The following is a 24,056-nucleotide window of genomic DNA, read 5'->3' on the forward strand; positions in this document are numbered from 1 at the left end:
GAACCCTGGGGGATCCCTCGGTGCGCGAGGGCGCGCCACCACTGGCCACACCGAATCCGGGAGTCCGCATGACCACGTGGGAGTACCTCACGACCCCGTTGCTGATCCACAACACCGCCGCGATCCTCAACAACTGGGGCAAGCAGGGGTGGGAGCTCGTCCAGGTCGTCTCGGGCCCCGAGGGTGGGCTCGTCGCCTACTTCAAGCGCCCCGTCGGCGGCGGCGCGGCCAATGCCGGCCTCGGTGCGGCGGCCGTCGCCGCTCAGCAGTTCGGGGAGGACGCATGAGCATCTCCGCCCGCCTGAGTGAGCTCGGCATCGAGCTGCCCTCCGTGGTTCCTCCCGTCGCCTCGTACGTCCCCGCCGTCGTTCACGGCGATCTCGTCTACACCTCCGGGCAGTTGCCGATGGTGTCGGGAGCGCTGCCGGCCACCGGCAAGGTCGGCGAGGGGGACGGGCTGGTCGCGGCATCCGATGCGAAGAACCTCGCGCGCCAGAGCGCGCTGAACGCTCTCGCCGCGGCGGCGGCGGTCGTGGGTGACATCGAGCGCCTGACAGGCGTCGTGAAGGTGACGGGGTTCGTCGCGTCCGTTCCCGAGTTCACGGGTCAGCCCGGCGTCATCAACGGCGCCAGCGACGTGCTCGGCGAGATCTTCGGCGACGCCGGGCGCCACGCACGCTCCGCGGTCGGCGTGCCGGTGCTGCCGCTGGACAGCCCCGTCGAGGTCGAGGTCGTCTTCGCCCTCGCCTGATCCTCGTGCCGCCGACCGTTGCGCGGAGGCGATGATGTCGCCAGGGCGGGAGGCATGCCGTTCCTCGCCCTGTTGGTCTTCGTCCTCATGGTCGTGGCCCTGATCGATGCGATCACCCGACGTGACGATCAGGTGCGCCACCTGCCGAAGTTCGCCTGGATCATCTTCATCGTGCTGCTCCCGCTCGTCGGCTCCATTCTCTGGTTCGCGCTCGGTCGCGAGTGGGGGAGCGCGCCCGAGGCGATGAGCTTCGGTGACCCGCGGCGATGGTCACGCGAGCCGGAGCCGCCGGTCGCGGCATCCCCGATGCGCGACACCCGCACGACGGAGGAGCAGCTGGCCGACCTCGAACGCGAAGAACGTGCGGCGCGTCTGGAGGCGGAGATCAGGCGGCGCCGGGCCGCGCAGGAGGGCGGCGCGAACTGACGCGCCGCCCCCCACGATCCGCCGCGGCGGTCGATGCCGCCTACTTCTTCGTGACCTTCGACTGGATCGTCGACATGACCATGGTGTCGGCCAGCGTCGTGGTGTCGCCGACCTCGCGCCCCTCGGCCACATCGCGCAGGAGCCGACGCATGATCTTTCCGGAGCGGGTCTTCGGCAGCTCGGTGACGATGTACACATCGCGCGGGCGTGCAATGGGGCCGATCTGCTCGCCGACCCACCGGCGGAGGACATCGACGATACCGTCGACGTCGTGCGCCTTGAGGAACGATTCCTTCAGCACGCAGAACGCAACCACCGCCTGGCCCGTCGTCTCGTCGGCGGCACCGACCACCGCGGCCTCGGCCACCGCTTCGTTGCCCACAAGCGCCGACTCGATCTCGGTCGTCGACAGACGGTGCCCGGACACGTTCATCACGTCGTCGACCCGGCCGAGGAACCAGACGTCGCCGTCATCGTCCAGGCGCGCACCGTCGCCCGCGAAGTAGAAGCCCTTGTCCTGGAACTTCTCCCAGTAGGTCTCGACGAAACGTTCCGGGTCGCCCCAGATGCCGCGCAGCATCGAGGGCCACGGCTTCGTGATGACCAGCAGGCCCCCGTTGCCGTTGCCGACGTGCGTGCCTTCGTCGTCGACGACGTCGATGCCGATTCCGGGAAGCGGCACCTGAGCCGATCCCGGCTTGGTTTCGGTGACTCCGGGCAGTGCCGACACCATGATCGCGCCCGTCTCGGTCTGCCACCACGTGTCGACGATGGGGGCCGCATCGCCGCCGATGATCGATCGGTACCACATCCACGCCTCGGGGTTGATGGGTTCGCCCACTGAGCCGAGGAGACGCAGCGAGGACAGATCGAACTTCTGCGGGATCTCGCGCCCGAGCTTCATGAACGAACGGATCGCCGTCGGCGCGGTGTACAGGATGGTGACGCCGTACTTCTCCACCAGTTCCCACCACCGGCCCGGATGCGGCGCGTCGGGCGTGCCCTCGTAGAGCACCTGGGTGGCGCCGTTGGCGAGCGGGCCGTACGTGACGTAGGAATGCCCGGTGATCCAGCCGATATCGGCCGTGCACCAGAAGACGTCCGAGGCCGGGTGCAGGTCGTGCACGACCCGGTTGGTGAACGCCGCCTGCGTCAGATAGCCGCCCGAGGTGTGCAGAATGCCCTTGGGCTTTCCCGTCGTCCCCGAGGTGTAGAGGATGAACAGGGGATTCTCCGCCGGGAACGGCTGAGCCTCGTGCTCGGCGGATGCCGCGGGAACCGCGTCGTGCCACCAGATGTCGCGACCCTCGGTCCAGGAGATCTCGTTGTCGGCGCGGCGCACCACCAGCACATGTTCCACGCTCTCCTGAAGCCCCTCGCCGCGGTCGCCCAGGGCCTGGTCCACCGCCGGCTTGAGGGGCGAGACGCGTCCCTTGCGGTATCCGCCGTCGGCGGTGATGACGAGTTTCGCTCCTGCATCGTCGATGCGCGAGCGCAGGCTGTCGGCCGAGAACCCGCCGAAGATCACGGAGTGGATGGCGCCGATCCGGGCGACCGCGAGCATCGCGACGATCGCCTCGGGGATCATCGGCAGGTAGATGGCGACCCGGTCGCCGGCTCCGATGCCGAGATGCTCCAGCACGTTCGCCGTCCGCTTGACCTCCTCGGTCAGTTCGGCGTAGGTGATCCGGCGCTCATCGCCCGGCTCGCCTTCCCACAGCAGGGCGACGCGGTCGCCGTTGCCGGCCGCGAGGTGGCGGTCGAGGCAGTTGTACGCGACGTTGAGCTCGCCGTCGGCGAACCACTGGGCGAAAGGCGGGTTCGTCCAGTCCAGGACCTGGGTGAACGGGGTGTGCCAGTGCAGGCTCCGGGCCTGCTCGGCCCAGAATCCTTCACGGTCGGCATCCGCCTGCGCGTAGAGATCGGCGGTGGCGACGGCATCCGCGGCGAACTCGGGGGAGGGGGCGAACCGGCGGGTTTCATTCAGCAGGTGTTCGATCTGGCTGCTCATCTGCGCGCTCCTTTGCGGCGGTGGCGGGATCGGGTCCCGGACGACTCACGAAATCTAGCGACCGCGACCGACACGGCACTACCTCCGGAAGGAGGGGGCGAGCCCTGTGGCGCAGGTCCGTGGTTTCACCGATATATCAGCGTCGACACGCGTTTTCGAGTGGAGCCCGGCGGGGCGTCTGCGTATGCTCGATCCGGCCGAACTTCGATTCAGGCAGCGCGACTCCCGACCACCCCCGATTCCGGGATGTCGCGTGGCGGCATCCCATCTCCCCCTATGGGATGCCGCCTTCTCTCTTTCCACCCCCGCCGGCTCCTCCCCAGAGGCGGCGGTCGGTGCGTTGCTCACGGATGACGTCGCCGCCCGCCGTCGCCGCCCGAGGCGCACGTAGCGTCGGGGTATGTCCGAGCCTTTCGTCGCCCACCGTCGCGGCACACGCCGCGTTCCGGAGGCGGTACGTCGGTTCGTTGTCGACGAACGTGGCGTCGAGTCCGTGGCACGTGTTCGTGCCGACGCGGCGGAGCCCGCGATGGTGTCGGCGCCGATCTTGCGGCGTCGTGCGCGGCGCCGACGCCTTCCCGATCATCCGGCCCTCGAGCCGCTTCGTCACCTCCTGAGCGATCCCGAGGTGACGGACGTGTTCATCAACGGTACGGATGGCCTGTTCGTCGACCGCGGCGCCGGGGCCGTGCCGGTCGTCGATTGGCGGGCGGATGCCGATCAGCTGCGCGCGCTGGCCGTCGCGCTCGTCGGCATCGGCGGGCGCCACCTCGACGACGCCTCACCCGTGGTCGACGTGCGGTGGGAGCACGGCGCGCGCGTGCATGCGGTGCTTCCCCCGGTCGCGTGCGCGGGCGCGGCCATATCGATTCGTCTGCCGCAGGTCGATGTCCCCGACCTCGACGAGCTCGCCCGTCGCGGCCTCTGCGATGCCGAGACCCAGAAGCGGCTCGAGCAACTGGTCACGGCGCGTCGGAACATCCTCGTGTCGGGCGCGACGGGTGCGGGCAAGACCACGCTGCTGTCGGCGTTGTTGGGCCTGGTGCCGCCCCAGGAGCGAATCGTCACGATCGAGGACGTCGCCGAGTTGCGGGTGGACCATCCGCACCACGTGCGTCTCGAAGCGCGCCAACCGAATCTCGAAGGCGCCGGCGCCGTTCCGCTGTCGCGTCTCGTCCGCGAAGCCCTGCGGATGCGGCCCGATCGGCTGGTCGTCGGAGAGTGTCGTGGCGAGGAGGTCCGCGAACTGCTGACCGCCCTGAACACGGGTCACGAGGGCGGCGCGGGCACGGTGCACGTCGGCCGTATCGCCGATCTGCCCGCTCGGCTCGAAGCGCTGGGCGCTCTCGCCGGAATGGACGATCGGGCGCTCGCGCGCCACGTCGTCAGCGCGATCGGTGTCGTGGTGCACGTCGAGCGCGGTCCGGACGGCATTCGTCGCGTGGTCGGTTTCGCCCGGCCCGGGCTCGACGGCCATGGTCGGTTGGAAATGGCGGCCGTGCCATGAAGGCTGCCCCGGCTGACGCCACGGAGGCCGCCGAGACGTTGCAGAGGCTCGCCGTCCTGCTGGAGGCCGGTGTCGCGCCGGCGCAGGCGTGGTCACTGTTGGCGGAGGACGGCGATGCCACGGCGCTGCGCCTCCTCGACGAGGCTGCGCCCGACGGCGGAGGGGACGCGGAGGGCGTTCCTCCTCCGCAGCACCACCCGCTGCTCGATCCGACGGAGAACATGGATCGGCTGGGAGGGGCGTGGACCGACGTCGCGGTGGCCTGGCGCGTCGCCCAGACGGTCGGAGCTCCGCTGGCGCCGAGTCTTCGCCAGTTCGCCGGCGCGCTGCGATCAGCTGCCGAGATGCGCGATGACGTCGCCGTGGCCCTTGCCGACCCTCGGGCCACGGCGCGCCTCGTCGCGTGGTTGCCTGTCGTCGCGATCCTTCTCGGGATCGCCCTCGGATTCGACGTGGCCGCGGTGCTGGTGCACCCGGTCGGAATCGGCTGCATCGCCACCGGCGCCGCGCTCATGCTCGCAGCGCGCCTCTGGACGGCGCGCCTCGTCGCTCGGGCGGAGCCCGACAGGCGGCTGGCGGGACTGCAGAGCGAGATCGTGGCGATCGCTCTCAGTGGGGGCGTGTCGGTCGAGCGCGCCCTCGCCGTGACCACCGCTGCGGGCGCGGGCGAGATCGAAGCCGACGTCCACGCGATGCTTCGGCTCTCACGACGTGCCGGTGCGCGCGCGGTGGAGTTGCTGCGTGCGGACGCGGCAGAGCAGCGTCGCAGGGCGCGCACGGACGGCCGGCTGCGCGCCGCTCGCCTCAGCTCTCGGCTGCTCCTGCCGATGGGTGTCTGCACCCTGCCCGCCTTCCTTCTTCTCGGCGTCGCCCCCCTGCTGATCTCGGTCCTCAGCGGGTCGACGCCCCTCCTCACGTCCGCGGGATCGCCGGCGGCCTGACGTGCCCCCTTCCACACCGAGAGAAAGTAGGACTCTGCATGTTCCATCCTTCGCCCATCACGCTCACGAGCGGCGGGGCCACCGCTCTGCCGCCGCTCACGCTGCGACGTGCGCGCGAGCTCTACGCCGACGAGTCGGGGGCGGCCACCGCGGAGTACGCCGTGGCCACCATGGCCGCCGTGGCCTTCGCCGGGCTGCTGGTCATGATCATGCGCAGCGATGAGGTCCGCGGCATCCTCACCGACCTCGTCCGCCGCGCCCTGACGGTCGCATGATCCGCCGGTGCGATGACGGCGGATCCGCGACTGCCGAATTCGCCGTCATCGTGCCCGCGGTCGTCCTTCTCATCGCCCTGACCGCGGGCTCTCTGAGTGCCGTGGGTCGCCTCGTGCGTCTGGAGCAGGCGGTTGCGCAGGCCGCGCGACTCGCCGCTCGCGGGGAGCCCGATCGGGTCGCCGAGCTCGTTGCGACCATCGCCGATGCGCGTCTCGATGCGATCGCCGCGGACGGCGACCTCGTCTGCGTGACGGCCTCCGCCGGCGTCCGCGTGCCGCTGCCCCTTCCCGAGCTGAGCGCGCGCTCCTGCGCTCTCGACGGCGGGCGGTGAGCATGGTGTCGGCGGATACGTTCGACGCGCGCGGTGGGGAGTCCGCCTGATGGCTGGGTCCGCCGCCGCGCTCGGCGCTTTCGCCGTCGCCGCGGCGGCAGCGGTGGGAGTCGGCGCGGTCGGCGCCGCCTCGGTCCACTCCGCTCGCGCGGCGGGAGCGGCCGACGCCGCGGCTCTCGCCGCCGCGGATGCCGTGACCGGAGCTGCCGTCGGCGTGCCGTGCGATCGCGCGGCCGAGGTGGCCGCCTCCGTGGGGGCGGAACTCATCGCGTGCGCGGTCGTCGAGATGACCGCCACCGTTCGCGTCCGCGTCGGCGGCGGCCTGCTCGGCGCCGAAGCCCGCGCGCGTGCCGGACCGCCGTCGGGGAGGGAATGACCGGTCCGCTCCCAGCGTCTTCCCCATGGGGCGGTGTGTATGGTGTGCATCGGAGAAAGGACGCCACGTGGCAGCTGTCAAGAGTGCTGGGGGCAAGAAGCTCGTCATCGTCGAGTCGCCGACGAAGATGAAGTCGATCCAGGGATACCTGGGCGACGGATACGAGGTGCTCAGCTCGGTCGGTCACATTCGTGACCTTGCGGACAAGAAGGACATTCCCGCCGAACTGAAGAAGACCTCGGTCGGGAAGTACTCGATCGACATCGAGAACGGCTTCACTCCTCTGTACGTGGAGAGCGAGCGCGGCAAGAAGACCGTCGCCGAACTCAAGCGCGCCCTGAAGAACGCCGACGAGCTCCTGCTCGCAACCGATGAAGACCGCGAAGGCGAAGCCATCGCGTGGCACCTCCTGGAGGCACTCAAGCCCAAGGTCCCCGTCAAGCGCATGGTGTTCCACGAGATCACCAAGGACGCCATCCGCGCCGCCGTCGACAACACTCGCGAGCTCGATCTCGCGCTGGTCGACGCTCAGGAGACACGCCGCATCCTCGACCGTCTGTACGGGTGGGACGTGTCCGACGTCACCCGGCGCAAGGTCGGTCAGGGCACCTCCGCCGGGCGCGTGCAGTCGGCGGCCACCCGCCTGGTCGTCGATCGCGAGCGTGAGCGGATGGCGTTCGTCTCGGCCTCCTACTGGGATGTGGAGGCACTCGCCGCCTCCGGACAGGAGTCCTTCGCCACGCGCCTCGCCCGCCTCGACGGCGCGCCGCTGGCCCGCGGCACCGACTTCGACGACGCCGGTCAGCTCAAGAAGGCCGTCGTCGTGCTGACGGAATCACAGGCGCGTGAACTTGCCACCGCGATCGAGACGCGAGGCGACGCCACCGTCACCGCCGTCGAAGCCAAGCCCGGCACCCGCAGCCCGAAGCCCCCGTTCACCACCTCCACCCTGCAGCAGGAGGCCGGACGCAAGCTCTCGATGAGCGCCAAGCACGCCATGGGCGTCGCGCAGCGGCTCTACGAGAAGGGCTTCATCACCTATATGCGCACCGACTCGACGGCCCTGTCGACGCAGGCCGTCACCGCCGCGCGCACCCAGGCCGTCGCCCTCTACGGCGACAAGGCCGTGCCGGTCAACCCGCGCAGCTACCGCAACAACAGCAAGAACGCGCAGGAGGCCCACGAGGCGATCCGCCCCTCCGGTGATGCGTTCCGCACCCCGGCATCCGTCGCGTCCTCGCTCGACCGCGACGAGCTGCGTCTGTACGAGCTCATCTGGAAGCGCACCGTCGCCTCGCAGATGTCGGATGCGAAGTACGAAACGACCACGGTGACGCTCGAGACCGAAGCCGCAGGTCGGACGGCCGCCTTCACCGCATCGGGCACGGTCTACACCTTCAAAGGCTTCCTCGAGGCCTACGAAGAGGGACGGGACGAGAAGCGTGGCGACGCGGACAAGTCCGACGATCAGTCCCTTCCGGCGCTCGCCGTCGGCGACGTGCTCTCTCTGAGCGACGTCGAGCCCAAGGGCCACGCGACGAGCCCGAAGCCCCGCTACACCGAGGCTTCGCTGGTCAAGGCGCTCGAGGAGAAGGGGATCGGCCGCCCATCCACCTTCGCGAGCATCATCGACGTCATCATCAACCGCGAGTACGTCACCAAGCGGGGCCAGGCACTGGTTCCGAGCTGGCTTGCGTTCAGCGTCGTCCGACTGCTCGAGGAGCACTTCGCAGACCTCGTGGACTACGACTTCACCGCGGCGCTCGAAGACGATCTCGACGCGATCGCCCGCGGCGAGCAGCAGCGGGTCGCGTGGCTGAACGAGTTCTACTTCGGCTCCGAGAACCACGTCGGTCTGCGCCACATCCTCGACAACCTCGGCGAGATCGACGCGCGCGAGATCAACGCCACCAAGATCGGCGACGTCGCCACACTCCGCTTCGGACGCTACGGGCCCTACCTCGACGTGCCCAACGATGACGGCACGACGCGCATCGTCAACGTCCCGAGCGATCTGGCCCCCGACGAGCTCACCCCCGAGAAGGCGCGCGAGCTCATCGACGCCCCGATCGCCGGCGACCGCGTGCTCGGGCAGAACCCGGACAACGGGCGCGACATCGTCGTGAAGGACGGACGCTTCGGCCCCTACCTCGAAGAGGTGCTGCCCGCCGAGCCCGAGCCCGAGCCCGAGCCGGTGGTGGCCGAGGGGGCTCCGAAGAAGCGCGTCGCGAAGAAGAAGGTCGAAGCGCCGAAACCGCGTCGCGCGTCGCTGTTCAAGAGCATGTCGCCCGAGACGATCGACCTCGAGACCGCTTTGAAGCTCTTCTCGCTGCCGCGCACCGTCGGCGTCGACCCCGAGACGCAGGCGCCCATCACGGCTCAGAACGGTCCCTACGGTCCGTACCTGAAGAAGGGCACGGACTCGCGGTCGCTCACGAGCGAAGACCAGATCTTCGACATCACGCTCGAGCAGGCTCTGGAGATCTACGCGCAGCCGAAGTACGCGAACCGCGCCGCGAGCTTCCTCAAGGAGTTCGAAGCCGACCCGGTGTCCGCCAAGCCCATCCGCATCAAGGACGGTCGGTTCGGCGCGTACGTCACCGACGGCACCACGAATGTCACCATCCCGCGTGGGCAGACCGCCGATGACATCACGTTCGAGGTCGCCGTGCAGATGCTGGCGGACAAGCGCGCCAAAGGTCCCGCGCCCAAGCGCACCACCCGGCGAGCGACGACCACGCGCAAGCCGGCCGCCAAGAAGAAATGACCCGCGGGATCTGGGTCACCTTCGAGGGCGGCGACGGCACCGGCAAGACCACGCAGGCCACGCGTCTGGAGAACTGGTTGCGTGAGCAGCAGCGCACCGTCGTGCGCACGCGCGAACCCGGCGGCACTGAGGTGGGTGTGCTCATCCGCGAGATCGTGCTGCACCATCGCGGCGAGGTCGCGCCGCGGGCCGAGGCGCTGTTGTACGCCGCGGACCGCGCCCAGCACGTGGCCACGCTCGTGCGGCCGGCGCTGGCGCGCGGCGACGTGGTGATTCAGGACCGCTATCTCGATTCCTCCGTGGCCTACCAGGGCGCGGGACGCGTGCTGGATGCCGAGCAGGTGCGGGATCTGTCGATGTGGGCCACCGAGGGGGCGCTGCCGGATCTGACGGTGCTGCTCGACCTCGACCCGGCTGTCGCGCGGCGGCGCCTCGACGCGGCGGACAAGCCCTTCGACCGCCTCGAGGCCGAAAAGAGCGAGTTCCATGAGCGCGTGCGCTCCGCGTTCCTCGCCCTTGCGGCGGCGGACCCCGCTCGCTTCCTGGTGCTGGACGCCGCGCTGCCCGCCGACGAGCTCGCCGCCGCCGTGCGGGCCCGCCTCCACCACCTCCTGTCCTGACCCCGCCCCCTTCGCCGAGCCGCTGTCTTCTCGCCGAGCCGCCATGCTCCGGTGCGCATAATCATGGCGGCTCGCGGGAGGGCGGGAGGGTGCCCCTATGTCGTTTGTCAAGCGGCAAGGGCGGATTCGGTGACGTGCGGCTGGTAGAGGGTGCCGTCGCGGAGCATGGCGTAGAGGACGTCGCAGCGGCGCCTTGCGAGGGCGATGAGCGCTTGGTTGTGTCGTTTGCCCTGTGCGATCTTGCGGTCGTAGTAGGCGCGGGATTCGGGGTCGCGGAGCGCGGCGAATGCGGAGAGGAACATCGTTCGTTTCAGGATCTTGTTTCCGCGCCGGGAGGGGTGCTCGCCGCGGATCGAGGATCCGGATCGGCGGGTGACGGGTGCGAGGCCGGCGTAGGCGGCTAGGGCGTGTCTGACAAAGTCTTGGTCCAGGCGAGGACGGCGTTGAGGACGACGGCAGCGCGGTAGACGACGGCGTGTTTGTCGTAGCGGGTGGCGAGGCCGCGCCATTGCTTGATGTGGCAGTAGCGGCGCTCGATGACGTTGCGGTTCTTGTAGTCGTCGGCGTCGAGTTCGACAGGTCTGCCTCCGCGTGACCCGCGACGCTTGCGATGGCCCTTCTGGTCGTCGGGTTCGGGAATGACGGCCCTGATCCCGCGGGAGCGGAGATGGCCGCGGATCGCGCGAGACGAGTAGGCCTTGTCGGCACGCACGGAGTCCGGGCGGGTGCGGGGCCGGCCAACATCCCGGCCGACCCGCAGCTGTGCCATCAGCGGCAGGAACATCGGCGAGTCGCCCGCCTGACCCGGAGTGATCAGCGTAACCAGCGGGAGTCCGTTGCCGTCCACCAGCTGATGGATCTTCGTCGACAGGCCGCCGCGGGAGCGGCCGATGCCGTGATCAGGCGGCTCTTCCCGCAGATTCTTGTAACTCGATCCAGCCCCCTGTGAGGCGCGTGGTGTTCGTCGCATGTTGATGCGCGCGCGCGATGGTGGAGTCCACCGACAACGACCAGTCCACCACGCCGGCCGCGTCCGCCGCGGCGGTGAGTTTCGCGAGCACCCGATCCCAGGTCTGGTCGAACGCCATCCGGCGATGCCACGTCCATACCGTCTGCCACGGCCCGAACACCTCCGGCAGATCCCGCCACGCGATCCCGCACCGATACCGGTAGATGATCGCCTCGACCATCAGTCGCGCGTCAGAGAACTTCCGTCCGGGCCGGCCCGTCGGACGGGGCAGCAAATCTTCGATCAACGACCACTGAGCATCCGAGAGCATCTGAAACCGAGACACCAAACGAGACTCTCAGCCCGTCGCCTCAACCTTTGTCAGACACGCCCTAGGTGCCCGGCGGTTGGGAAGCTCTTCGTGGTGACCTCGGTGAGGAGTCGGGCTGCGGTCCTGACGCCGACTCCGGGCATGCTCGTCAGGACCGGCTGAAGAGGGTGCTGATCGACGAGCTTCTCAACCTCGATGGCGATCTCGTCACGCTGCCGACGCAGCGCCGCGAGCTGCTCTGCCAGGCGGGGGAGCACGAGCGCGGCAGCACCGGTGCCCGTGACCACGACCGTCTGCTCGCCGAGAGCCGTGAGGATCTCAGCCGCCCAGACGCGGCCTTTGCGGGGCGCGTTCTTGAGCAGCCGGTTCCCGAGTCGCTTCTCGCCAGCGGTGCGCATCGCGGCCGGAGACGGGTAGTGCGCCAGCAAGTCGAGGATCGCGGGGTGGTCCAGTCGCGGGCCGAGCACGCGTTCCAGAGCGGGGTGGATCTGCGTCAGCAGGCCTCTGATCCGGTTCGAGACTTGAGTGATCTGACTTGCGAGGTCGTCATCGAACCCGCAGAGCATGGAGAGCTCGGCGACCTGCTCGTCGGTCACTTGGATCGACCGCAGCGTGTGCGGCATCGTCCGCGCGGTCTCCGCGATGATGAACGCGTCACGGGCGTCGGTTTTCGCCTCGCCCGGATGCAGGTCAGCGATGCGTCGCATCGCCAGACCGGGCAGGTAGCCCACGAGTACGCCGTTGGCCTGCGCGAGCGCGACGGGAAGCGCGCCGACCGTCGCGGGCTGGTCGACGACCAGCAGCACGGTGCCGTGCGCGGCGAGCTGGTCGAGCACCGCCTTGAGCCTGCGCTCGTCATTCGGGAGCGGCCGGTCGTAGAGCCGCTGGCCCGCCCGATCCAGAGCGACCGCGTGATGTTCGCCTTTGCCGACGTCGAGCCCGACGAACACGTCGACCTCGTCGTACCTGTCGATGCTTGTGACCACCTCGTCCTCCATCCGGTTTCGCAAACGACGGCAACCGCAGGCGGCGCGTCTCGGCATCCACGTTACGAACGGCCTCGAGCAGCAGCTCGGGTCCAGCCCCTATCAGCGATCACACACCGCCAACCAGGCCCGGTGACAACACCCCCCAGATCATGACTTCGACAGGGGGCAGCAATCATGCCGAGCCCGGCAGGCCGTCAACCCTCAGGATCCCTCCATCCGGGCCACAAAGAAAGTAACGGGGGCGGGGGCTTGTCGGTGCGGGCACGTAGGCTGGGGGCATGACGGCGGAGGCGGCGATTGCCACGGGGCGGGAACCGGGCGGTGGCGTGCATGACGTGCCGTGGGGCGAGGTGTGGGGACAGGACGAGGCGCTGCAGCAGCTGCAGGCCGCGGCATCCGATCCCAGCCAGCTCGCCCACGCCTGGCTGATCACGGGTCCGGCCGGATCGGGCCGCTCGACGCTGGCCGCGGCCTTCGCCGCCGCGCTCATCGCCGAACCGGGCGACGAGGCGGCCATGCGGCAGGTGCTCGCGGGAACGCACCCCGACCTCACGGCGCTGCGCACCGAGGGCGTCATCATCTCCATCAAGGATGCGCGGGCCCTCGTCGAACGCTCCTACTTCTCGCCGTCGCTGGGTCGGTACCGCGTCATGGTGATGGAAGATGCCGATCGCATGATCGAACGCACCAGCAACGTGCTGCTGAAGGCACTCGAAGAGCCTCCCGAGCGCACGGTGTGGATCCTCTGCGCGCCCAGCGAGGCCGACCTCCTGCCCACGATCCGTTCGCGCGTGCGCACGCTGCGCCTGCGCGAGCCCGACGTCGCCGACGTCGCCCGGCTCATCGTCGCCCGCACGGGTGTGGACGAGCAGACCGCCGAGCAGGCGGCGCGTCTGTCGCAGCGTCACATCGGCATGGCCGTGCGCCTCGCGACGGATGCCGACGCGCGGGCGCGTCGTGACGAGACCCTCCGCGCCGTGCTGTCCGTGCGCGGTGTCGGGTCCGCGGTCGAAACAGCGGCGCGCATCGTGCAGCTGGCCACCGACGACGCGAAGGCGCTGACCACCGAGCGCGACGAGGCCGAGCGGGAGGGGCTGTTGCGGACGCTGGGCATCACCCCGGGAGCCGCGGTGCCGCCTGCCGTGCGCAGCCAGCTCAGCGCGCTAGAAGACGATCAGAAGCGCCGGGCCACCCGGAGTCTGCGTGACGGCATCGACCGCGTCCTGACCGATCTCGAGTCGATGTTCCGCGACGTTCTGATGCTGCAGTTCGGCCGCGACGACGATCTCATCAACCGCGAGTTGGCCGACGGTCTGGCAGCACTCGCGGCCGCGTGGAGCGCCCCGCGGACGCTCGTCGTGCTCGACGCGATCGCCGCCACCCGCACCAACCTGGAGGGCAACGCCGCCCCCGCCCTGGCCCTGGAGAGCATGCTCGTGACCGTCGCGAGCGGGAGGACCCTGTGACCGAGACACCCCGCCGTCCCCGCCGAACCCTCATCCGCCGTGCGCTGATCGCGGTCGCATCCGTCGCCGCGGCATCCACGATGCTCACCGGATGCCTCTATGCGGCGATCCCGCCCGAGAGCGCGGCCACGCCGGCGCCGAGCCGCCAGCCCGACGTCGAGGGCGTTCCGGCCGGGTTCGAGCAGTTCTACGGGCAGACGCTGGGCTGGAAGGCGTGCACCGGGAGCGATGCCGGCCGTTTCGACTGCACCACGGTGACGGCCCCGCTGGACTGGTCCGACCCTGCTGTCGGGACGATCGATCTCGCCGTCATCCGACGCGCCGCGACGGACGGGGCGCCGATCGGCTCACTCCTGACCAACCCGGGAGGTCCGGGCGCGAGCGGGTACGACCTCATCGCCCAGTCCTCGTCGTTCGCGGTGGGCTCCGCGCTGTCGAACGCCTACGACGTCATCGGTTTCGACCCCCGCGGCGTCGGCCGCTCGACCGCGGTGCGGTGTTTCGACCCGTCAGCGATGGACGCCTACCTCTTCGACATTCCCGCCGATCCGCGCGGCAGCCAGGGGTGGACCGACGAGCTGACGGCGCGAAACCGCGACTTCGTCGCGGCCTGCGAGGCCAACAGCGGCGGCATCCTGCCGTACATCACCACCGACAATGCGGCGCGCGACATGGATCTGCTGCGCGCCGTGCTCGGGGACAGCAAACTCAACTATCTCGGCTACTCCTACGGCACCTTCCTGGGCGCGACCTACGCGAAGCTGTTCCCCGAACGGGTCGGACGACTCGTGCTCGACGGCGCGATCGATCCGTCGGTTTCCGGGCTCGACGTGAGCACGACGCAGGCGATCGGGTTCGAGTCGGCGCTGCGGGCGTACATGACGGACTGTCTGCAGAGCCGCAGCTGTCCGTTCTCCGGCACGGTCGATGAGGGCATGGCGGCGCTCGGCACCCTGTTGGCCAGCGTCGACCGCGTGCCGCTCACCGCTTCGGACGGCCGCAAGCTCGGCGCCGACACGCTGATGACGGCGATCATCGCCGCCCTGTACTCGCAGGACAGCTGGACGTATCTGTCCACCGCTCTGTCGGATGCCCTCGCCGGCAAGCCCGACACGGCGTTCCAGCTCGCGGACTTCTATTACGCGCGCTCCAACGGCACCTACCAGGACAACTCCACCGAGGCGTTCCGTGCCTACAACTGCATGGACTACCCGCTCGACACCGCGCAGGCCGACAAGGATGCCGCCGACGCGCTCGTGAAGCAGAAGGCGCCGACGATCGCCCCGTACTGGCAGGGCGTCGACGTCTGCGAGGTGTGGCCGTATCCGCCCACCGGCGTGCGTGAGAAGATCACCGCCGATGGGGCGGCTCCGATCGTCGTCGTCGGCACGACGAACGACCCGGCCACCCCGTACGCGTGGTCGGTGTCGCTCGCGCAGCAGCTGTCTTCGGGCGTGCTGATCACCCGCCAAGGCGAGGGCCACACCGGCTACAACAAGGGCAACGCCTGCGTCGACAAGGCCGTGGAGTCCTATCTCGTCGACGGTACCGTGCCGACCAACGGCCTCACCTGCTGATCGCTAACGACGCAGGACGCGTCGAGCGAGGGCGTTGCCCACGAGCTGCACGAGCTGCACGATGACGATGATCACGAGCACCGCCGACCACGTCACCCACGGGTTGAACTGTTTGAAGCCGTAGTTGATGGCGAACTCGCCGAGACCGCCCGCGCCGATGGCGCCGGCCATCGCCGTCATGTCCACGAGGGCGACGACGACGAAGGTGTAACCCAGCAGGAGCGGGCCGAGCGCCTCGCGCGGGATCAGTCGGAACAGGATCCTGGAGCGGCTCGCTCCCGCGGCGCGCGCCGCCTCCACCACGCCCGGGCGCACCGTCAGCAGGTTCTGTTCGACGATGCGACTGATCGCGAACAGCGACGCGATCGTGATCGCGAAGATCGCGAACGGCACGCCGATGCCGGGAAGTCCGATGCCGCGGGCGATCGGTTGGACGGCGGCGAGCAGAATGATGAACGGTATCGGACGGAAAGTGTTCACGATGACGTTGAGAACCCCGAACACCACGCGGTGTGGAAAGAGGCTGCCGGCCCGCGTGGCGTAGAGCGCCATTCCGAGCACCAGGCCGCCGAGGCCGCCGAGCAGCAGCCCGGCGGAGGCGACGTAGAGGGTCTCGACCGTCGCGTCCCAGAGCTGCGGCAGAAGAGTGATGAGCCTATCCACGAGTGTCCTCCTCGGTCAGACGAGCGACGGTGGATGCCGCCGCCAGTGCGCGCTCCACGGCATCCGCCTCGCCGGTGAGCGCGAGGGTGAGGTGGCCGAACACTCGACCGTGGATGTCGTTGATACCGCCGTGGACGACTTCGAATCTCACGCCGTGCGCGGCAAGGGTCGCGAAGACCTGGGCCTGCGCGGAACCCTCGCCCTCGCGGACGTCGATGGTGACGATGCGCCCGTCGTGCCGCGCGCGCAGTGCAGCAAGGTCGGCGCCGCGGGGGACCTCGTCGATGACGCTCGCCACGAAGCGTGCGGTGGCGGGGTGCTGGGGGGCGGAGAGTACGTCGAACACGCCGCCGGACTCGATGACACGACCGCCCTCCATGACGACGACGCGGTCGGCGATGACCCGGATCACCTCCATCTCGTGCGTGATGAGCACGATCGTCACGCCGAGTTCACGATTCACGCGTCGCAGGAGAGCGAGAACCTCCTGTGTGGTGTCGGGGTCGAGGGCGCTCGTGGCCTCGTCGGCGAGGAGGATGCGAGGGCTCGTCGCGAGAGCGCGGGCGATGCCGACGCGCTGCTTCTGCCCGCCCGAGAGCTGTTCCGGGTAGGCGTTCGCCCGGGCGGCGAGGCCGACGAAGTCGAGCAGCTCGGCCACGCGATGGCGGATCTCGCTCCGCGGCCTGCCGGCGACCTCGAGCGGGTAGGCGATGTTGCCCGCGACGGTGCGCGAGTCGAAGAGGTTGAACTGCTGGAAGATCATCCCGATATCGGAGCGGAGGCGGCGCAGCTGCCGTTCGGGCAGCCGCGTGATGTCGGTGCCGTCGATCTCGACCGCGCCTGTCGTGGGGATCTCGAGGGCATTGATCAGGCGCAGGAGGGTGGACTTGCCCGCCCCCGAGTAGCCGATGACGCCGCACACCTCGCCGGCCGCGATCTGAAGTGAGACGTCGTCGAGGGCGACGACGGGTGGAGCGCCCTTCGTCTGCGGCGGATAGGTCTTGGTTGCGGAGACCAGTCGGATGAGGCTCATGAGATCTCGCTCGGTGTCGATGGACGGACGACGAACGCGCGCATGCGGCCCTGCCCGTAGGCGGGGGCGCATGCGCGGGGGTCACTGCTGGGCGCGGATGTCGTCCTCGGTCTTCTTGAGCGAGCTGACGAGGTCGGCGACCGGCGTCTTCAGCAGCACGGCGCTGCCGCCGGATGCGTCGAGCACCCCTTGCTGCACCGATGCCGTCTCCTGGTAGATCTTCACGAGCTTCTGGTACGTCGGGTTGTCGGCATCCTTCGCCTTGGCGGCGAAGACGTTGATGTACGGGAAGGCCGCGGGATCGGACGGGTCGTCCTGCGCGAGAAGCTGGTCCTTGGTCAGTCCGGACTTGGCGACGAAGTCGTTGTTGACGACGGCTCCGGCGAAATCGGGGAGGGAGGATGCCGTGAAGTCGGCGGCCACGGCCTCGACCTTCGCCTTGGACCCGGGCTGGATGTCGGCCACGGTCGAGAAGATCGATCCGCCGCCCTTGAGCGAGATCAAGCCGGCCGACTGCAGCACGAGCAGGGCGCGTGCCTGGTTGGACTCGTCGTTGGGGACGGCGATCGTGCCACCGTCCGGGATGTCCGCGACGCTCTTGTACTTCGTCGAGTACAGGCCCAGCGGGTAGATCGCAGTCGCACCGACCGGGACCAGATCGTCGCCCGCCTTCACGTTGTAGGTCGCGAGGTAGATGATGTGCTGGAACTGGTTGAGGTCGAGCTCGCCCGCAGACAGGGCGGGGTTGGGCTGGTCGTAGGCGTCGAAGTTCACGATCTCGACGTTGATCCCTTCGGCGGCCGCAGCATTCTTGTAGGTCTGCCAGTACGGGTCGCCCGCGCCGACGACACCGATGCGGACGGTGTCCTGCGCGCCGCCGGTGCCCTCCGCGGGGGCGGCGGCGCCGGATGCGCAGGCGCTCAGAAGAAGGGCAAGGGGAACGGCCAGGATCGCGGCCAGGGACTTTCGGGACATGGTGGTGCTCCTTGTGGATCGGGGCACCGCGTCGCGCGGGATCTCTCGGCTCCCCGCGCTCGCCTCGTCGCGGTGCCTGATCCACGGTAGGCACAGTCGACCGAGGTCGTGGAATCGCTCCGTAACACGGCGACACCGCGCGGGTGAGGCGGTCGCCGTCGTGGTTCGCGACCGGGCTCCGGACCCTGTAAGATCGGTGATCGTGCATGGCGCTCCGGCTCCTTGCGCCGCCTTAGCTCAGACGGCAGAGCGATTCACTCGTAATGAATAGGTCAAGGGTTCGATTCCCTTAGGCGGCTCCACTTCTTCACCGACTTCGGGGAGACCGATGGATCACGCGATCGACGCGCTGATCGAGATCTTCACCTGGGTGGGTTTCGGTGCCTTCCTCGTCCTCGCGATCGCCGTCGTGGTCGCCTGGGCGGCAGACGGGACATGGCTGCCGGCGGAGGCCATCATCGACCGTGACGGCGGTGATCCGATCGTCCGCTGGTTCGACGCAGACGGTGACGCCAACAGTGCACCGTTGTCTGCGTCCGACGCCGCGGTCATCGGCGACGCCGACGCGGCATCCATCTGGTATCGCCATGGCTGGCAGGGGCGCATGCGCCTGCAGCGGCGGCCCGCCGGACTGCGCGCGCTCACGTGGTCGGCAGCGGGCATGCTCGCGTTGGGGGTCGTCAGTCTCGTCGCGGGATGGGTGCTCTACTTCGCTCGCGGCTGAGGGCGGCGTGCGCCCGCAGATCGGGGTGGCGCGCTCGGATTATTACTAGATAAGCTAGCGACATGACTGGTCGCACCGACACCCCCACCCGCTGGCTGCGCATCGGCATCCCTGTTCTGCTCGTCCTCATCTGGTTGGTGGGCGGCTCCATCGGTGGCCCGTACTTCGGCAAGGTCGACGAGGTCGCCACCAACGATCAGTCCTCGTTCCTGCCGTCGTCGGCGGAGTCGACCCAGGTGCAGGAGCGGCTCTCGCAGTTCACCGGCGGCGACAGCATCCCGGCCGTGGTCGTCGTCACCGGCGAGGGAGTGCTGAGCGCCGCGCAGCTCACCCAGATCAGCGAGCTGGCGACCACGATCTCCGCTGTCGACGGCGTCGAGCAGGTCTCGCCGGCCATTTCGTCCGAGGACGGCGAAGCGGTGCAGTTCTTTGTGCCGATCTCGACCGCCGGCGACGTCGGTGAGACGGTCACGGCACTCCGCGAGAGCATCGAGAAGAACCTGCCGACGGGTCTGGAAGCCTGGGTCACCGGGCCCGCCGGCTTCACCGCCGATCTGGTGGCCGGGTTCCTCGGCATCGATGGGATTCTGCTCGCCGTCGCGCTCGGCGCCGTGTTCATCATCCTGGTGATCGTCTACCGATCGCCACTGTTGCCCATCCTCGTGCTGCTCACCTCGACGTTCGCCCTGTGCGTCGCGCTGCTGACGGTGTGGTGGCTGGCCAAGGCCGGCATCTTCGTGCTCAACGGTCAGGTCCAGGGCATCCTTTTCATCCTCGTGATCGGTGCCGCCACGGACTACGCCCTGCTCTACACCGCACGTTTCCGCGAAGCGATCGGCACGGGGGCGAAGCGCTGGGATGCCGCGCTCATGGCCTGGCGCGGCGCCTTCGAGCCGATCATCGCCTCCGGCGGCACCGTGATCGCGGGCCTGCTCTGCCTGCTGCTCAGCGACCTCGCCAGCAACCGCGCGCTCGGGCCGATCGCCTCGATCGGCATCGCCTTCGCGGTGCTGTCCGCTCTCACCTTCCTGCCCGCGCTTCTCGCGATCTTCGGGCGCGCGGCGTTCTGGCCCTTCATCCCGAAGGGCGCCGACGGCGACCCGGGCGACAACGCCGAGCGTCTCGTCACCGACCCGAGCGCTCCCGTTCGCGGCTTCTGGGGTCGCCAGGCCCGTCTGGTCGCGCGCCATGCGCGGCCGGTATGGATCGTCTCGACGGTCGTGCTGCTCGCGGCATCCGTCGGCGTGCTGCAGCTCAAGGCCGATGGCGTGCCGCAGAGCGACCTGGTGCTGGGAGCCTCGCAGGCCCGCGACGGGCAGGACGTGCTCGCACAGCACTTCGCCGCGGGATCGGGGAGTCCCGCATACATCGTCGTGCCCCAGGATCGCGTCGCGGATGCCGTGACCGTGCTCGAGAAGGCGCCCGGCATCGAGTCCGTCGCGGCGACCGCCAAAGAGACCGCCTCGGGTCAGGTCGGTGTCTCGGTGCAAGGCGGCACCCCGGTGTACACGCTCGCCGGTCCGCCGAGCGCCACGCCGCCTGAGCCGACGGTGGTCGACGGCGACGTGCTGCTGGTGGCGACGCTGTCGGATGAGGCCGACTCGCTCGCGGCGGAGCAGACCGTGCGCGACCTGCGGACGACCTTCACGAGCGAGCTCGGATCCGACGTCGCGCTGGTCGGCGGACCGACGGCGATCGATCTCGACACGAACGACACGTCGATCCGCGACCGCACTCTCATCATCCCGGTGATCCTGGCGGTCATCCTCGTCATCCTGATGCTGCTGCTGCGCGCAGTCGTCGCCCCGGTCATCCTGATCCTGAGCGTGATCCTCTCGTTCGGTGCCGCGCTCGGAGTGAGCGCGCTGGTCTTCGACAACCTGTTCCACTTCCCGGGAGCCGATCCGGCGGTGCCGCTGTACGGCTTCGTCTTCCTCGTGGCGCTCGGCGTCGACTACAACATCTTCCTGATGTCGCGCGTGCGGGAGGAGTCGAAGCGGCACGGCACCCGGCCCGGCATCCTGCGCGGCCTCGTCGCGACGGGCGGCGTCATCACCTCTGCCGGGCTCGTGCTGGCCGCGACCTTCGCGGCGCTCGGGGTGATCCCGATCCTGTTCCTCGCCCAGCTCGCGTTCATCGTCGCCTTCGGAGTGCTGCTGGACACCTTCGTCGTGCGCTCGCTGCTGGTGCCGGCGGCGACCTACGACCTCGGGCGGCGGATCTGGTGGCCCTCGCGCCTCGCGCGCTCGGACGTCGATGCTGTTCCGACCTCCTCCATTCCGGCGGAGGAAGCCACGACACGCCGGTCGCGGCGGCAGAACCGGAACGACGCGCGGGAGTTGTGAACGGGCAGCGCTGACCGCAGCGGTGTCGAAGGGCTAGCCTCGGTGGTATGACCAGAGCACTGTTCATCGTCGACGTTCAGAATGACTTCACGGAGGGCGGAGCGCTCGCCGTCGCCGGTGGCGACGCGGTCGCGCGCGGCCTGACGGCATACCTGTCCGCCCACGCCGGCGACTATGACCTCATCATCGCCTCGCGTGACTGGCATGAAGGCCACACCGACAACGGCGGTCACTTCGCGACCGATGCCGCCCCCGACTTCGTCGACACCTGGCCGGTGCACTGCGTCGCCGACACGCCCGGGGCCGATTACGACGCCGAACTCGTCACGGATGCCGTGACCCACCATGTGAAGAAGGGACAGGGCATGCCCGCCTACTCGCTGTTCGAAGGAACCACGGATGCCGGTGAGAAGGTGTCATCGCTGCTGAGCGTGCACGGCGTCACGGACGCGGACGTCGCGGGGCTCGCGACCGATTACTGCGTGCGCGCGTCGGCGCTCGACGCGATCGAGCACGGACTCCGCGTGCGCGTTCTCACGGATCTCGTCGCCGGTGTCGCCTCGGAGACCTCCGATGCTGCGCTCGCCGAGCTCGCTCACGCGGGCGCCGAGCTGGTCGGAGCGGCAGCGTGAGCGCCCCGGCCGGCTGGTACCCGGACCCCGCCGACCCCGCGGCGCGCCGCTGGTGGGACGGGACGCAGTGGACGGCGCAGACCGCCCCGGCGCCCCGGTTCGGTGAGTACGCCCCGACGCCCGGAGCGCCGACCACCCCTGCCGCACCCGCCACCCCTGCTGCGCCCGTCGGGCCGCCGACTTCCTCCCCGCAGGCCGCGCCGGCGATGGGCGGCTCTGCGGCCTATCCTGCCGCACCCGCCTACGCCGGTCCGGGGGCCACCCCGCCCGTCGTCGACGTTCCGACCAGCACGGTCTGGGTGTGGTTGGCCGTCGCGGCATCCGTTCTGCCGATCCTGTCGGTCTTCCTCATCGACTGGAACGGCTACATCGCAGCCGTCGTGGCGATGTCGCGCGAAGCCTCGTCGGGGATGAGCGGCGTGCCGGCGGAGCTGATGTCGTGGGAGGCGCGCACGTTGGGCATCTCCCTGGTCGGGTGGGTGTTCTACGCCGCGTTCGTCGTGTTCAGCTGGCTGGACTGGCGCGAGCTGAAACGCCGCGGCGTCGTCGCCCCCTTCGGCTGGGCGTGGTCGTTCTTCGTGCTGCTCGGCCTCGGATCCGCGGTCTACATGATCGGCCGCGCCGTAGTGCTGCGCCGCCGCACCGTCGCCGGCGGCTGGGCGCCGCTGTGGACCTGGATCGCGGCGACGGTCGTCGGCTTCATCGCCTCGATCTCGCTCATCGTGTGGGTCATCGGAGAGATCGTGCAGGCGGTGTCCTTCACCGTCCAGGGCAGCTGATCACGGCATCGGACCGGGGCAGGCGGCGCTCAGCCGCCGCCCTTGCCCGGCCCGCCGCCCTTGCCACCGCCGTTGTTGCCGCCGGGGCCACCTTTGCCGTTTCCGTTGTCTTTCGGGGCCGCGGGGGTCGCGGGTGCCTTACCAGGGTTCGAGACGGTGTTCGCATCCGTCACGGCGGGCGTCGGGGTCGTGTCCACGACTCCCGTCGGTGAGGGATCGACGGTCGGTGCACCGGACAGTCCCGACCACGCCGCCAGCGCGACGACGATCGCCATCACCGCCGCGCCCCCGCCGACGAGGACACCCGTCCGTCGCCACCACGGTCGCTCGGTCGCTCCCGCGTGATCGAACCGTGCCGCCGCGACGGCTGCCGGCTCGGTGGGCGGCTCCGGCGCGGCGAGAACACGGGTCTCGTCGTTGCTGGTCTCACGTGGGGGAGCGGCGAGCGTGTCGGAGATGGCCGCGGCGCTCGGGCGTGCAGCCGGGTCGCGGCTGAGCATGGCCCGCAGAAGCTCCGCCCAGAGCGGAGACAGATGATCGGGAATCGCGGGATCCTGCGCAAGTCGGGCGAGCAGCTGCGCGGCGCCCTGAGCGGACGGGAAGGCACGCGTCCCGGTGAGCGCCTCGAGGAGGACGAGTCCGAGCGCGTAGACGTCGGATGCCGGGGCGGGCGCGTTCCCGAGCGCGACCTCGGGCGCCAGGTAGGCCGCTGTGCCGATGAGGGAGCCGGGCTGGGTGATGCGATCGGAGCCGAGCAGGTGTGCGATGCCGAAGTCGGCGAGCTTCGCGCGCGGCGGCCGGGTCGGCGCCGTGCTCGCAGCGAGCAGGATGTTCGACGGTTTGATGTCGCGGTGGACGATGCCGGCGGCGTGCACCGCGCTCAGCGCGTCGGCGAGTTCGCCGGCGATGCGGGTGACCTCGGCATCCGTCATCGGACCGTCCGCCAGCCGCGCCGACAGCGACGGTCCGTCGATGCGTTCCATCACGAGATAGCGCGGGCCGGGGCCGGTCAGGCGCGCATCGTGCAGAACGACCAGGTGGGGGTGGGTGAGCGCGGCTAGCGCGGCAGTCTCTGCGCGCACCCGCTGCCCGGCATCGAGGTCGTCGTCCGTCGCCGTGATGATCTTGATCGCCACGGTGCGGCCGAGCAGGAGGTCGCGGGCCGCGTAGACGCGGGACATGCCGCCGGTGCCGATGAGCGCGTCGATGCGGTAGCGCTCATCGAGCACGGTCCCGGCATCGACGTCCGGAGTCTGATCGTCCACGTTCCGAGAGTAGTCGGGCGATGGATGCTGTGGTGCTGCGCGCTTGCTAGGCTGATGCCGCCCCTATAGCTCAGTTGGTTAGAGCAACGGACTTCAACAGAACACAATGGAGCGCCAGCGTAGAAATGCGCTGGATGACCGCCGCTATATGCTGGAACGCCCTGAGAGCCCGAGGTACTCGCCGGATGCTGGTCATCTGGCAGTGAAAATCCGAGGGATTGGGTAATCAGCAGGTAACCGCAAGGGAACCTCAGAGACTACACGCGGCGCACCTGACCGGTCAGGCCGAAGGTGAAGATATAGTCCAGACTGCAAGCCGGTA

General features: G+C 69.5%; 22 protein-coding genes, 1 tRNA gene and 2 pseudogenes. 17 read left to right on the forward strand and 8 right to left on the reverse strand.

Features of this window, described 5'->3' with window-relative positions; translation table 11 throughout:
- Positions 1–68 precede the first annotated feature (68 nt).
- The 3 genes from AS96_RS04905 to AS96_RS04915 are packed head-to-tail and all read left to right on the forward strand — an operon-like array spanning position 69 to position 1,177.
- Positions 69–287: a hypothetical protein gene (locus AS96_RS04905; protein ID WP_036286273.1), complete on the forward strand. Its 219-nt coding sequence runs from the start codon at positions 69–71 to the stop codon at positions 285–287.
- Positions 284–751, forward strand: coding sequence for a RidA family protein (locus AS96_RS04910; protein ID WP_036286275.1), 468 nt, complete (start codon positions 284–286; stop codon positions 749–751). The genes AS96_RS04905 and AS96_RS04910 overlap by 4 nt, the downstream gene beginning before the upstream one ends.
- A 54-nt stretch (positions 752–805) precedes the next feature.
- On the forward strand, positions 806–1,177 hold the full coding sequence (locus AS96_RS04915) for a PLD nuclease N-terminal domain-containing protein (protein WP_036286277.1): 372 nt from the start codon (positions 806–808) through the stop codon (positions 1,175–1,177).
- Positions 1,178–1,217: 40 nt separating this feature from the next.
- Here the strand turns inward: AS96_RS04915 and acs are convergent, their stop codons facing one another.
- On the reverse strand, positions 1,218–3,188 hold the full coding sequence (gene acs, locus AS96_RS04920) for an acetate--CoA ligase (protein WP_036286278.1): 1,971 nt from the start codon (positions 3,186–3,188) through the stop codon (positions 1,218–1,220).
- Between the two features lie 400 nt (positions 3,189–3,588).
- On the opposite strand from acs, the gene AS96_RS04925 reads away from it, so the two are divergent.
- The 7 genes from AS96_RS04925 (at position 3,589) to tmk (ending at position 10,006) form a co-directional block, all read left to right on the forward strand.
- Positions 3,589–4,695: a TadA family conjugal transfer-associated ATPase gene (locus AS96_RS04925; RefSeq protein ID WP_036286280.1), complete on the forward strand. Its 1,107-nt coding sequence runs from the start codon at positions 3,589–3,591 to the stop codon at positions 4,693–4,695.
- Positions 4,692–5,636, forward strand: a complete 945-nt coding sequence (locus tag AS96_RS04930) for a pilus assembly protein TadB (RefSeq protein ID WP_036286282.1) — start codon at positions 4,692–4,694, stop codon at positions 5,634–5,636. Before AS96_RS04925 ends, AS96_RS04930 begins: the two co-directional genes overlap by 4 nt.
- A 38-nt stretch (positions 5,637–5,674) precedes the next feature.
- A complete protein-coding gene (locus AS96_RS04935; protein ID WP_036286284.1) occupies positions 5,675–5,911 on the forward strand; it encodes a DUF4244 domain-containing protein in 237 nt (78 codons plus the stop codon).
- Between the two features lie 50 nt (positions 5,912–5,961).
- Positions 5,962–6,243: a TadE family protein gene (locus AS96_RS04940; protein ID WP_231477115.1), complete on the forward strand. Its 282-nt coding sequence runs from the start codon at positions 5,962–5,964 to the stop codon at positions 6,241–6,243.
- A 49-nt stretch (positions 6,244–6,292) separates the two neighbouring features.
- Complete coding sequence (locus AS96_RS04945) at positions 6,293–6,619, forward strand: hypothetical protein (RefSeq protein WP_036286297.1); 327 nt, start codon at positions 6,293–6,295, stop codon at positions 6,617–6,619.
- A 127-nt stretch (positions 6,620–6,746) separates the two neighbouring features.
- On the forward strand, positions 6,747–9,386 hold the full coding sequence (gene topA, locus AS96_RS04950; protein ID WP_051498758.1) for a type I DNA topoisomerase: 2,640 nt from the start codon (positions 6,747–6,749) through the stop codon (positions 9,384–9,386).
- Positions 9,383–10,006, forward strand: coding sequence for a dTMP kinase (gene tmk, locus AS96_RS04955; RefSeq protein WP_036286303.1), 624 nt, complete (start codon positions 9,383–9,385; stop codon positions 10,004–10,006). The genes topA and tmk overlap by 4 nt, the downstream gene beginning before the upstream one ends.
- Positions 10,007–10,113: 107 nt before the next feature.
- Here the strand turns inward: tmk and AS96_RS14895 are convergent.
- The 3 genes and pseudogenes from AS96_RS14895 to AS96_RS04975 all read right to left on the reverse strand — a co-directional run.
- Positions 10,114–10,410 (reverse strand): annotated as a pseudogene (locus tag AS96_RS14895) (transposase); the annotation flags it as partial.
- A protein-coding gene (locus tag AS96_RS15230; RefSeq protein ID WP_155947526.1) for an IS5 family transposase occupies positions 10,407–11,301 on the reverse strand; the annotation gives its coding sequence in 2 pieces (ribosomal slippage) (positions 10,407–10,949 and positions 10,951–11,301; 894 coding nt in all). The pseudogene AS96_RS14895 and the gene AS96_RS15230, both read right to left, overlap by 4 nt.
- Positions 11,302–11,348: 47 nt before the next feature.
- Positions 11,349–12,284, reverse strand: a pseudogene (locus AS96_RS04975) (IS110 family transposase); the annotation flags it as partial.
- A 269-nt stretch (positions 12,285–12,553) separates the two neighbouring features.
- Between AS96_RS04975 and AS96_RS04980 the strand changes: the two are divergent.
- Positions 12,554–13,741, forward strand: a complete 1,188-nt coding sequence (locus AS96_RS04980) for a DNA polymerase III subunit delta' (RefSeq protein WP_051498754.1) — start codon at positions 12,554–12,556, stop codon at positions 13,739–13,741.
- Positions 13,738–15,318, forward strand: coding sequence for an alpha/beta hydrolase (locus tag AS96_RS04985; RefSeq protein WP_036286311.1), 1,581 nt, complete (start codon positions 13,738–13,740; stop codon positions 15,316–15,318). Before AS96_RS04980 ends, AS96_RS04985 begins: the two co-directional genes overlap by 4 nt.
- Positions 15,319–15,321: 3 nt before the next feature.
- Here the strand turns inward: AS96_RS04985 and AS96_RS04990 are convergent, their stop codons facing one another.
- The 3 genes from AS96_RS04990 to AS96_RS05000 form a co-directional block, all read right to left on the reverse strand.
- Positions 15,322–15,981 carry a methionine ABC transporter permease gene (locus tag AS96_RS04990; protein ID WP_051498755.1) on the reverse strand — a complete coding sequence of 220 codons (660 nt, stop codon included), beginning with the start codon at positions 15,979–15,981 and terminating at the stop codon, positions 15,322–15,324.
- Positions 15,974–17,014, reverse strand: a complete 1,041-nt coding sequence (locus AS96_RS04995; protein ID WP_036286314.1) for a methionine ABC transporter ATP-binding protein — start codon at positions 17,012–17,014, stop codon at positions 15,974–15,976. The genes AS96_RS04990 and AS96_RS04995 overlap by 8 nt, the downstream gene beginning before the upstream one ends.
- Positions 17,015–17,095: 81 nt before the next feature.
- On the reverse strand, positions 17,096–17,989 hold the full coding sequence (locus tag AS96_RS05000; RefSeq protein WP_036286317.1) for a MetQ/NlpA family ABC transporter substrate-binding protein: 894 nt from the start codon (positions 17,987–17,989) through the stop codon (positions 17,096–17,098).
- A gap of 226 nt (positions 17,990–18,215) precedes the next feature.
- Here AS96_RS05000 and AS96_RS05005 point away from each other — a divergent pair.
- From AS96_RS05005 to AS96_RS05025, 5 genes are all read left to right on the forward strand, one after another.
- Positions 18,216–18,291 (forward strand) — tRNA-Thr (locus AS96_RS05005).
- Between the two features lie 26 nt (positions 18,292–18,317).
- Positions 18,318–18,713 (forward strand): hypothetical protein, encoded by a 396-nt coding sequence (locus AS96_RS05010; protein ID WP_036286321.1) that lies wholly within the window; start codon positions 18,318–18,320, stop codon positions 18,711–18,713.
- Positions 18,714–18,775: 62 nt separating this feature from the next.
- Positions 18,776–21,058, forward strand: a complete 2,283-nt coding sequence (locus tag AS96_RS05015; RefSeq protein ID WP_036286324.1) for an MMPL family transporter — start codon at positions 18,776–18,778, stop codon at positions 21,056–21,058.
- Positions 21,059–21,105: 47 nt separating this feature from the next.
- Entirely contained in the window at positions 21,106–21,690 is a 585-nt protein-coding gene (locus AS96_RS05020; RefSeq protein ID WP_036286327.1) for an isochorismatase family protein, read from the forward strand.
- Entirely contained in the window at positions 21,687–22,469 is a 783-nt protein-coding gene (locus AS96_RS05025) for a DUF2510 domain-containing protein (RefSeq protein ID WP_036286331.1), read from the forward strand. Before AS96_RS05020 ends, AS96_RS05025 begins: the two co-directional genes overlap by 4 nt.
- Positions 22,470–22,498: 29 nt before the next feature.
- Here the strand turns inward: AS96_RS05025 and AS96_RS05030 are convergent, their stop codons facing one another.
- Positions 22,499–23,734 (reverse strand): serine/threonine-protein kinase, encoded by a 1,236-nt coding sequence (locus AS96_RS05030; protein ID WP_036286334.1) that lies wholly within the window; start codon positions 23,732–23,734, stop codon positions 22,499–22,501.
- Positions 23,735–24,056: the final 322 nt, after the last annotated feature.

Source organism: Microbacterium sp. MRS-1 (assembly GCF_000585455.1).
Classification (GTDB): Bacteria; Actinomycetota; Actinomycetes; order Actinomycetales; family Microbacteriaceae; genus Microbacterium; species Microbacterium laevaniformans.

What these genes read in the sequence shown, in the direction of transcription:
- AS96_RS04930 (WP_036286282.1), top strand. Translation starts at nt 4,692, where the DNA reads ATGAAGGCTGCCCCGGCTGACGCCACGGAGGCCGCCGAGACGTTGCAG.
- AS96_RS05010 (WP_036286321.1), top strand. Translation starts at nt 18,318, where the DNA reads ATGGATCACGCGATCGACGCGCTGATCGAGATCTTCACCTGGGTGGGT.
- tmk (WP_036286303.1), top strand. Translation starts at nt 9,383, where the DNA reads ATGACCCGCGGGATCTGGGTCACCTTCGAGGGCGGCGACGGCACCGGC.
- AS96_RS05000 (WP_036286317.1), bottom strand. Translation starts at nt 17,989, where the DNA reads ATGTCCCGAAAGTCCCTGGCCGCGATCCTGGCCGTTCCCCTTGCCCTT.
- AS96_RS04910 (WP_036286275.1), top strand. Translation starts at nt 284, where the DNA reads ATGAGCATCTCCGCCCGCCTGAGTGAGCTCGGCATCGAGCTGCCCTCC.
- AS96_RS05015 (WP_036286324.1), top strand. Translation starts at nt 18,776, where the DNA reads ATGACTGGTCGCACCGACACCCCCACCCGCTGGCTGCGCATCGGCATC.
- acs (WP_036286278.1), bottom strand. Translation starts at nt 3,188, where the DNA reads ATGAGCAGCCAGATCGAACACCTGCTGAATGAAACCCGCCGGTTCGCC.
- AS96_RS04905 (WP_036286273.1), top strand. Translation starts at nt 69, where the DNA reads ATGACCACGTGGGAGTACCTCACGACCCCGTTGCTGATCCACAACACC.
- AS96_RS04935 (WP_036286284.1), top strand. Translation starts at nt 5,675, where the DNA reads ATGTTCCATCCTTCGCCCATCACGCTCACGAGCGGCGGGGCCACCGCT.
- AS96_RS04945 (WP_036286297.1), top strand. Translation starts at nt 6,293, where the DNA reads ATGGCTGGGTCCGCCGCCGCGCTCGGCGCTTTCGCCGTCGCCGCGGCG.
- AS96_RS04980 (WP_051498754.1), top strand. Translation starts at nt 12,554, where the DNA reads ATGACGGCGGAGGCGGCGATTGCCACGGGGCGGGAACCGGGCGGTGGC.
- AS96_RS05020 (WP_036286327.1), top strand. Translation starts at nt 21,106, where the DNA reads ATGACCAGAGCACTGTTCATCGTCGACGTTCAGAATGACTTCACGGAG.
- AS96_RS04915 (WP_036286277.1), top strand. Translation starts at nt 806, where the DNA reads ATGCCGTTCCTCGCCCTGTTGGTCTTCGTCCTCATGGTCGTGGCCCTG.
- AS96_RS04995 (WP_036286314.1), bottom strand. Translation starts at nt 17,014, where the DNA reads ATGAGCCTCATCCGACTGGTCTCCGCAACCAAGACCTATCCGCCGCAG.
- topA (WP_051498758.1), top strand. Translation starts at nt 6,747, where the DNA reads ATGAAGTCGATCCAGGGATACCTGGGCGACGGATACGAGGTGCTCAGC.
- AS96_RS04925 (WP_036286280.1), top strand. Translation starts at nt 3,589, where the DNA reads ATGTCCGAGCCTTTCGTCGCCCACCGTCGCGGCACACGCCGCGTTCCG.